Source organism: Nguyenibacter vanlangensis (genome assembly GCF_013376155.1).
GTDB classification, from domain to species: domain Bacteria; phylum Pseudomonadota; class Alphaproteobacteria; order Acetobacterales; family Acetobacteraceae; genus Gluconacetobacter; species Gluconacetobacter vanlangensis.
The window spans coordinates 1-8,221 of sequence record NZ_JABXXP010000087.1; the positions used below are offsets into that span (position 1 = coordinate 1).

8 protein-coding genes are annotated in these 8,221 nt (G+C 65.8%); 3 read left to right on the plus strand and 5 right to left on the minus strand.

Annotated elements, in window-relative coordinates:
• Window positions 1-365 precede the first annotated feature (365 nt).
• On the plus strand, window positions 366-1,160 hold the full coding sequence (lexA, locus tag HUK84_RS06945; RefSeq protein ID WP_176639635.1) for a transcriptional repressor LexA: 795 nt from the start codon (window positions 366-368) through the stop codon (window positions 1,158-1,160).
• A gap of 223 nt (window positions 1,161-1,383) precedes the next feature.
• On the opposite strand, the gene HUK84_RS06950 is transcribed toward lexA, so the two are convergent.
• Window positions 1,384-2,184 carry an SDR family NAD(P)-dependent oxidoreductase gene (locus tag HUK84_RS06950; RefSeq protein WP_246285489.1) on the minus strand — a complete coding sequence of 267 codons (801 nt, stop codon included), beginning with the start codon at window positions 2,182-2,184 and terminating at the stop codon, window positions 1,384-1,386.
• Window positions 2,185-2,251: 67 nt separating this feature from the next.
• Between HUK84_RS06950 and HUK84_RS06955 the strand changes: the two genes are divergently transcribed.
• Window positions 2,252-3,136 (plus strand): LysR family transcriptional regulator, encoded by an 885-nt coding sequence (locus HUK84_RS06955; protein ID WP_176639636.1) that lies wholly within the window; start codon window positions 2,252-2,254, stop codon window positions 3,134-3,136.
• Window positions 3,137-3,227: 91 nt separating this feature from the next.
• On the opposite strand, the gene HUK84_RS06960 is transcribed toward HUK84_RS06955, so the two are convergent.
• Window positions 3,228-4,688, minus strand: coding sequence for a multicopper oxidase family protein (locus HUK84_RS06960; protein ID WP_176639637.1), 1,461 nt, complete (start codon window positions 4,686-4,688; stop codon window positions 3,228-3,230).
• Window positions 4,689-4,787: 99 nt separating this feature from the next.
• Window positions 4,788-5,129 carry a hypothetical protein gene (locus HUK84_RS06965; protein WP_176639638.1) on the minus strand — a complete coding sequence of 114 codons (342 nt, stop codon included), beginning with the start codon at window positions 5,127-5,129 and terminating at the stop codon, window positions 4,788-4,790.
• 180 nt (window positions 5,130-5,309) lie between these two features.
• On the opposite strand from HUK84_RS06965, the gene HUK84_RS06970 reads away from it, so the two are divergent.
• Window positions 5,310-5,771, plus strand: coding sequence for a GNAT family N-acetyltransferase (locus HUK84_RS06970; RefSeq protein ID WP_176639639.1), 462 nt, complete (start codon window positions 5,310-5,312; stop codon window positions 5,769-5,771).
• Between the two features lie 59 nt (window positions 5,772-5,830).
• On the opposite strand, the gene HUK84_RS06975 is transcribed toward HUK84_RS06970, so the two are convergent.
• Together HUK84_RS06975 and denD are read right to left on the minus strand one after the other, a co-directional pair.
• On the minus strand, window positions 5,831-7,255 hold the full coding sequence (locus HUK84_RS06975) for an MFS transporter (protein ID WP_176639640.1): 1,425 nt from the start codon (window positions 7,253-7,255) through the stop codon (window positions 5,831-5,833).
• Window positions 7,256-7,320: 65 nt separating this feature from the next.
• Window positions 7,321-8,221 (minus strand): D-erythronate dehydrogenase (gene denD / locus HUK84_RS06980; protein WP_176639641.1); only part of this gene is annotated, 901 nt, incomplete at its 5' end.

An 8,221-nucleotide genomic window follows, 5' to 3' on the forward strand; every position in this document is an offset into this window, starting at 1 on the left:
CTGGCCGACAGCCAGGCGCTGATCCTGCGGCCGCCGCATGCGCCGGCGGCGCGCGCGGGTGCGCCGTGCCAGGTGCTGCGGCTGGACAGCCTGTCGATCTGAGAGGCCGCTTCACGAACCGGGCGACCGGTAATCCGACGCGTCTTTTCTGCGGGCCGCTCTGGCTTGATAGCACGGCTTGTAAAACGGCCTCGGCACGGTCTTTTTCGTGTGATCCGGGGGCCGGGGCGGGCCGGTGCTGTTGACGGACGGGTGGGAACCAATATAGAACAACATCAATAGGTTTCCTGTTTGTTCCCTGCCCTGGTAACGGATCGGCCAACCACGCGTCCAATAAGTCGCTCAATTCGGTCACGGGGGTGCCAATGCTGACACGCAAGCAACATGAGCTGCTGCTGTTCATCGACAGGCATCTGAAGCAGACCGGTTTTTCGCCGTCGTTCGACGAGATGAAGGATGCGCTGAACCTGCGGTCGAAATCGGGCATTCACCGGCTGATCTCGGCGCTGGAGGAGCGCGATTTCCTGCGGCGGCGCCATCATCGTGCCCGGGCGCTGGAGGTGCTGCGCCTGCCGGAGGTCGTTACGGCCGACGGGAAGGCGATGGGGGCGCAGATGGCGGAGGAAGCTGTTTCCTCCCCTGCCCCTGCCCCTGGCCCTGGCCCCGTTCGGGAAACGGAGGCGGCACGGGCGCCGGCTGCCGATCCGTTCGTGCCCAATGTGATCCGGGGCGATTTCGCCGGGCGGCTGGCCGGGGCGCCCGTGGCGACGGAAGCGGGGTCGATCAACCTGCCCTTCTATGGCAGGATCGCCGCCGGCCAGGCGATCGAGGCGCTGCGCGAGACCGGGTCGCAGATCGCGGTGCCGCTGAACCTGCTGGGGCACGGCGCGCATTACGCGCTGGAAGTCACGGGCGATTCGATGATCGAAGCCGGAATCCTGGACGGGGATACGGTGATTATCCGCGAGGGGGAGATCGCCGAGAACGGGCAGATCGTCGTGGCGCTGATCGACGACCAGGAAGTGACCTTGAAGCGGCTGCGGCGGAAGGGCGGCGCGATCGCGCTGGAGCCGGCCAATGCGCGCTATGAGACGCGCATCGTGCCGTCGGATCGGGTGCGCATCCAGGGCAGGCTGGTGGGGCTGCTGCGTCAGTACTGAGCAGTATCGCGCTGGAGATATGGGGCAGCCCTCGCAGGCCGGGGGTCATGCTTGCAGCGTGTTGGACGCGTGGCGTCCAACACGAGCAGTGGCATGCAGTCCGTCAGATCAAGCGCAAACGTCTGCACCTGATGTCGCCCAAGCCATCCGAAATGGGCAATTCCGGCAATGCTGTAGTTGTCTCGTGCCGGCCATTCAGCGACGGGGCGGTGGGCGCTATGCTTCAGATCTGCTTCTGGCCGCCGTCGACAAACAGTTCGATGCCATTGACGAAGCTTGCGTCGTCCGAGGCGAGGAAAAGCACCGCGCGGGCGATTTCCTCGGGCTGCGCGATGCGTCCGGCGGGGATCAGGCCCGCTAGGTAATTTTTGGTTCCTTCAGCCTGCTCGCTGCCGCCGAACAGATGATCGAGGCCCGCGGTCTCGGTGACGCCGGGGCTGATCGCATTGACCCGGATGTGGCGATCCTTGAGGTCGAGCATCCAGTTGCGTGCGAAGCTGCGCACGGCGGCCTTGCTTGCGGAATAGACGCTGAATGAGGGTGTCCCGGCCGCGCTGACGTTCGATGCGTTGAGGACGATCGACGCGCCGTCGCGCAGCAGCGGAAGGGCCTTCTGGACCGTGAACAGGACGCCTTTGACGTTGCTGTCGAAGGTCGATTGATAATGCGCCTCGGTGATTGCGCCGAGTGGTGCGAATTCGCCGCCACCGGCATTGGCGAAGAGGACGTCGATCTGGCTGTGCTTCTGCTGCACGGCATCATAGAGGCGGTCGATATCCTCGAGGCGACCCATATCGCCCCGCACACCCGTTACCCGGCCGCCGATGCCGCGGACAGCGGCATCGAGCGTCTCCTGGCGTCGGCCGGTGATGAAGACGAAGGCGCCGTCATCGGCGAACGCCTTCGCGGTCGCGAGACCGATGCCGCTCGTCCCTCCGGTGACCACCACGACCTTGTTTTCGAACCTGTTTGTCATTGTCCTGTCTCCTTGTCTTCGACGCTCGTGCGTCGGTGAGACGAACATGATCCTGGAACGATGATGCGATAAGTCGTCGTTTGTGGCACGCAGCGTTCACTAGGAGGAACGATGCATGAAATCCGACCTGAACGACTTCATCTATTTCGCGGAAATCGTCCGCCATGGCGGCTTCGCGGCTGCCGGCCGAACGTTGCGGGAGCCCAAATCGAAGCTCAGCCGACGCATCGCGGCCCTGGAAGCGCGCCTTGGGCTGCGGCTGATCGAACGGACGAGCAGGCGTTTCCGCGTGACCGAGATCGGCCAGGCCTTTTACGAGCGCTGCAGACTCATCATGACGGAAATGGAACAGGCGGAGTCCCTTGTGGCGCAGGCCAAGAGCGAACCGCAGGGTCGCATCCGCTTCAGTTGTCCGACTGGAATGATCGAGGAGATCTCGGAAACCGTATCGGGTTTCCTGGCCCGCTATCCGAAGGTGCGGCTTCAGCTTGTCGCGGTCGATCGCGCGGTCGATCTGATTGCGGAGCGCGTCGATGTCGCCCTGAGAATACGCACGGCGCTGGTTGGCGATGCCGCCCTTACGATGCGCGCGCTGGGCAATTCCACGCGTATTCTCGTCGCCGCGCCAGGGTTGGCCGGACGGTTGCAGGACATCGACGATCTTTCCTCGGTGCCGACGCTCTCCACCTCCGATGAGGATGCGATCTGCGAATGGTACCTGCAGACCGATGCGGGGCGGTCCCATATCGCGCGTCATGAGCCCCGACTGGGTTGTGCCGATTTTGCTGCCGTGCGGCAGGCGGCTGTTGCCGGGCTAGGTGTGGCGCTTATCCCGGATCACCTTTGTCGCCAGGCGCTTGACCAGGGCGAACTTGTTCGCGTGCTTCCGGAATGGCGCGGCCTTCATGGAATCGTGCATCTTGTCTTCACGACCCGGCATGGTTTGACCCCGGCCGTACGGGCCCTGATCGATCATCTCGCGACCATCAGGTTTCAATGATTGAAGAGGGCAAGTCTGGTTTAGCAGACGCCCGATCAGGAGCGCGTGGATCAGTCGGTGGACCGGATAGTCGGCGGACCGGATAATAATTCTACGCATAATTGAACAGAGCCATGAATCCGAAATCCATGTGCAGTTGCTGGTGGCAGTGGAACAGGGTAGGTCCGGGATTGTCGGCCGTGAAGTCGAAGGACAGTTCCTGGAAGCCGCCGAGCATCACCACGTCCTTGATGAGTCCGGCGGTGGGTTTTCCGCCGATATGGGTCAGTTCGAAACTGTGGCGGTGCAGGTGCAGCGGATGGATGTCGTCGCTGGCGTTGCGGAACGTGCACCGGTAGCGCCGGCCCCGGTGCAGGGTGTAGGCGGGCTGTTTCGTATCCATCGAGAAGGCGCGGCCGTTGAGCGTCCAGCGGTTGAAGCCGTTCAGGGCGCCGTTCTGCTTGACGATCAGGATTTCGATCGTCTCGTCCGGCGGAGGCGGCATCGCATCGGGCCTGCCGAAGCGTGCATAGTCCCAACGGAACGGCTGCGGCCGCGTCCATTGCGGGCTGCCCGTCATGCCGGCATATTCGACCACGATGCCCATGCCGCGCTGCCGGTCGTCGTCGGCCAGGTCGCCCATGATCCAGATGCCGGGGTGGGTCATGTCGACGATGGCCGAAACCCGTTCGGCCGCGCCCAGCCAGAGCACGGGGACGTCGCGCGGCGACGGCACCGGGTTGCCGTCGAGCGCCACCACCCGGAAATTATGGCCGGGCAAGGCGAGGCTGCGGATTTCGCCTGCGCTGGCGTTCAGGACGTGGAGCAGCACGCGCTCGCCCTGCCGGACGCGGATCGGATCGCCATGACCCAGCATCCGGCCATTGACGGCGAAAAGCGCGTAGCCGACCTCGTAGCCCTTGGGCCCGTTGAACTGCCTGTCGGCCTGCCGGCCGATCCGCTGCAATGCGGCGAGCGGCGCGCCGGCGAGCGCGTCGACCGCCATGTCGCCGCCGCGGCTGAAGGAGGGCAGGAATTCCTTCAGCACCAGGAAGATTTCTCGGTCGTAAGCGCCGGGATCCGCCGCCGGTTCGATATAGACCGGTCCGGCGAGGCCGGTATAGGTGCCGCGGCTGAGATCGGCGCCGGGCACGATATGGGTATGGTAAAAACGCAAGCCCGCGGGCTGTGGCACATAGGCGATGCGGCGCATGGCGTGCGGCGGGATGAAGGGGGTGCCTTCCTCGGCCGCGCCGTCGATTTCGCTGGGCACGAACTGGCCGTGCCAATGGACGAGTTCGGGCGTGTCGGTGTCGTTGACGATGTCGACCACGACGCGCCTGCCCTGCTTGAGCCGCAGCAGCGGTCCGGGGAACTGGCCGTTATAGAGCGTGGTCGAGACGATGTGGTCGGGCGCGAGTTCGACCAGTCCTGGGGCGATCCGCAGCGTGTAATCGGGCTTCTGCCGCGCCATTTCTTCCGTTGCATCCCGGGCGCCCGCCATGCGCGGCGCGGCGCCGATTGCCGGGCCGAGGGCGGCGAGCTTCAGCAGCGTGCGACGGTCGATGGGCATGGCGAGCCTCTTGCCGGGGTGTCGCTGTTCCTGGATGGTGGGAATGTCTGACGGCGGGAAGGGTTCGATCCGAGCGGTCAGCCGGAGGTGTCCTGGCGTTCAGTCGCGAGACGGCGGCGTTGCAAGGCCCATCCAGCGTGGGTGACGCATTTCGATCCAGCAGAGGAGCCGATCCCTGACGCGCCGCATGGGCGGCAGGTCGTCGGCCAGCAGCAACAGCCCCAGCGGCAGCATCCACAGCCCGAAGACCGGCAGCAGAGACAGGAAGCCGCCGAGGATCAGGAGAACGCCGACCGGGATTCGCACCCAGCGTGCCGCCGGCTGGCGCAGCCGGTGGATGGCGGGCCGCATCCATTCGGGGAGTTGCCCGATCAGAAGCGCGATCCGCCGTTCCGGGGTGCCGCCATAGGCGCGATCCGCATCGGAACCGTCCTTGTCCATGCATCATGCTCCCCATGCCACCTGTCGTGCCATCCATGACATGAGCACGTCGCCATGTCCCGGCAAGGGCGGCGGGTCCGGGCGTCGATGCGGGCCGTCATGGCCCCTGCCCCGCGTCCCCCCTGCCTCGCATCCGGTCGGGAGATTGCCGCATCCGGTGCGGCATCGTAGCGTCGGGACATGACGCCCCATATCCGGCTGGCACGACCTGACGACCTGGCGAATGTGGAGGCGGTCGTGAAGGCCGCTTATGGACATTATGTCGCCCGGCTGGGCCGCGCGCCTGGCCCGATGCTTGCCGATTATCGCACGCTGATCGCCGCGCGGCGCATCCATGTGTTTCTGCAGGATGCCGTGATTGCGGGGTGCGTCGTCCTTATCCCGGAGGATGACGCCATGCTGCTGGACAATATCGCGGTCCTGCCGTCGATGCAGGGGCGCGGCATCGGGCGGGCGCTGATGCGTTTCGCGGAACGGACCGCGTCGGGTCAGGGCTATGGCCGCATACGCCTTTATACCAACGCGGCCATGTCCGAGAATCTGCAGCTCTATGCCCGTCTTGGGTACCGCGAGACGCATCGCGCCGAGGAGGGCGGGTTCAGGCGTGTCTTCATGGACAAGCAAATGGGGGCTCCGTCCTGACGCGGATGCGACATGGGCCGCTATATCGATGCTGTCTTCGTCCTCATGACCTCGCATGCTCAAGAGTTGAGGCTTCGGGGAACGCCGATACGGTTCAGGAGCCGGAGGTCCTTGGACAGGTGGGCGGACAGGTGGACGGCGTCGTCGGAGGCCAGGTCCGTCGGGGCGATGACGCGGCGGCCGCGCGCGGGCAGCAGCGTGGCCAGTGCCACACCGAGCAATGCCGCGATGCCTAGCACGTGGAGCCCGGCGGTGCGCGTCTGGAATAGGTGATCGGCGGCGGCACGCAGGTTGGGGGCGGCGAAGCCGCCGAGATTGCCCAATGCGTTGATGACGGCGATGGCGCCGGCTGCCGCCGTGCCGCCGAAGCGATCGGTTGGGAAGGTCCAGAAGATGGCCTGGGCGGAAATGATTCCGGCGGCCGCGATGCATAGCATCGCTATACCGACCTGCGGCGTCGCATGGGCCGAGATCAGAGTGCCGCCGGCGATGCAGAGCAGGGCGACGAGGAAGAAGGTGCGCGGGCGATTGATGCGCGCGGCCAGCGGCGGCCAGAAGAAGACGCCGAATACCGCGCACAGCCATGGCAGGGCGGCGATCAGGCTGACCTTCAATCCGATTCCGACGCCCAGGAGCTGGCTGACCTGGTCGGGCAGGAAGAACGTCACGCCGTAATTGCTTATCTGGATCAGGAAATAGATCGCGACGAACAGCAGCAGCCACGGATCGCGCAGGGCGCGCAGGAAACTGGACGTGCCTTCGGCCTCCTTCCGCCGGCTTTCGCGGGCCAGGACCATTGCCAGGGCTTGTTTTTCCGTGTCGTTCAGCCACGAAACGTCGGCCGGCCGGTCGGGCAGCGCGAACAGGGCGACGATGCCGACCGCGGAGGCCAGAAGGCCGTCGATCATGAACATCCATTGCCAGCCGGCCAGGCCGCCGATCCGGTCCATCGCCAGCAACAGGCCGGACAGCGGTGTGCCGAGGACCAGCGCCAGCGCGTAGCCGACATAGAAATGGCCGATGACGCGGGCGCGTTCCTCGGGCGGGAACCAGTATGTCAGATAGAGGATGACGCCCGGGAAGAATCCGGCCTCGGCGACGCCCAGGACGAACCGTAGCGCCACGAACGACATGCCGCCCTTGACGAACATGGTGCAGGCGGCGATCAGGCCCCACGAGATCATGATGCGTGCCATCCAGCGGCGCGCGCCGACGCGGTGGAGGATCAGGTTGCTGGGAACCTCGCACAAGGCATAGCCGACGAAGAAGATGCCGGCGCCGAGCGCGAAGGATACGGGCGACAGCCCAAGGGTGTCGGCCAGCGCCTGCTTGGCCATGCCGACATTGGTGCGGTCGAGGAACGCCAGCATGTACATCAGGATCAGGAAAGGTACGAGGCGGATGCGCGCCTTGCGGATCGCATCCTGAAGCGGCGATGCCGTGGAGCCGACCCCGGGGACGGACTTGGAAAATGTGGTGCTCATGACAGGCTGTCTCCGGCCCCGTTGCGGGGCAAGACGGGTTGATCCCGTTCTGAAATCGGAACGTGTCAGGACGCGCGGCGGATATCCGGCTGGCTGCCGCCCAGTTCATCCTCGATATGGGCGCGGATAATGTCCTCGAAAGCGGATTCGGCGACGAAGCCCAGCGCGTGCGCGCGCGCCGGATCGAAGGCGCGTGCCCAGCCGGCGATGATGCGCTGAATGACGGGATCGGGGACGCGGCGGATCAGCGCGACTGCCCGGGGGCCGGCGACCTTGCGCAGGGCCTCGATCTGTTCGCCAACCGTGACCGACAGGCCGGGCATCGTCAGGTTCGGTCGGTCCCCCAGGGCGGCCGGGTCCAGCGTGGCTGCGTGCAGGAAGAACGAGACGGCCGAACGCGGACTGGTCATCCAGTGGCGTATATTCTCGCCGACCGGCAGAATCGCTTCCTGCCCGACCAGGGGTTCGCGGATGATGTTCGAGAAAAATCCCGACGCCGCCAGGTTGGGCTTGCCCGGCCGCACGCAGATCGTGGGCAGGCGCAGGCCGATGCCGTCCATCAGGCCCCGGCGCGTGTAGTCGGCGAGCAGCAATTCGCACATCGCCTTCTGCGTGCCGTAGCTGGTCTGCGGCGTCAGGAGATAATCGTCCCCGATGATGTCGGGCATGTCGCCGCCGAACACCACGTTCGTCGACGCGAAGACGACCCGTGGCCGGGGGCCGTCCGCCGTGTTCCGCCGCAGCGCGTCGAACAGCGCGCGCGTGCCGTCGAGATTGACGCGATAGCCCTTTTCCAGATTGGCCTCGGCGTCGCCGGAGACGATGGCGGCCAGGTGGAAGACCAGGTCGGGCCGCAATGCCGCGACGCGTGCCGCCGCCTCGGGCTGGCCCAGGTCGGCGATGATGCAGTCCGTCCTGTCGGCGAGTCCGGCCGGGGCGGACGGCAGCACGACGTCGGCCAGGGTC

Excerpts from the sequence above, each read along its gene's own strand:
- lexA (WP_176639635.1), top strand. The coding sequence starts at position 366 with ATGCTGACACGCAAGCAACATGAGCTGCTGCTGTTCATCGACAGGCAT.
- HUK84_RS06975 (WP_176639640.1), bottom strand. The coding sequence starts at position 7,255 with ATGAGCACCACATTTTCCAAGTCCGTCCCCGGGGTCGGCTCCACGGCA.
- HUK84_RS06950 (WP_246285489.1), bottom strand. The coding sequence starts at position 2,184 with ATGTTCGTCTCACCGACGCACGAGCGTCGAAGACAAGGAGACAGGACA.
- HUK84_RS06970 (WP_176639639.1), top strand. The coding sequence starts at position 5,310 with ATGACGCCCCATATCCGGCTGGCACGACCTGACGACCTGGCGAATGTG.
- HUK84_RS06960 (WP_176639637.1), bottom strand. The coding sequence starts at position 4,688 with ATGCCCATCGACCGTCGCACGCTGCTGAAGCTCGCCGCCCTCGGCCCG.
- HUK84_RS06965 (WP_176639638.1), bottom strand. The coding sequence starts at position 5,129 with ATGGACAAGGACGGTTCCGATGCGGATCGCGCCTATGGCGGCACCCCG.
- HUK84_RS06955 (WP_176639636.1), top strand. The coding sequence starts at position 2,252 with ATGAAATCCGACCTGAACGACTTCATCTATTTCGCGGAAATCGTCCGC.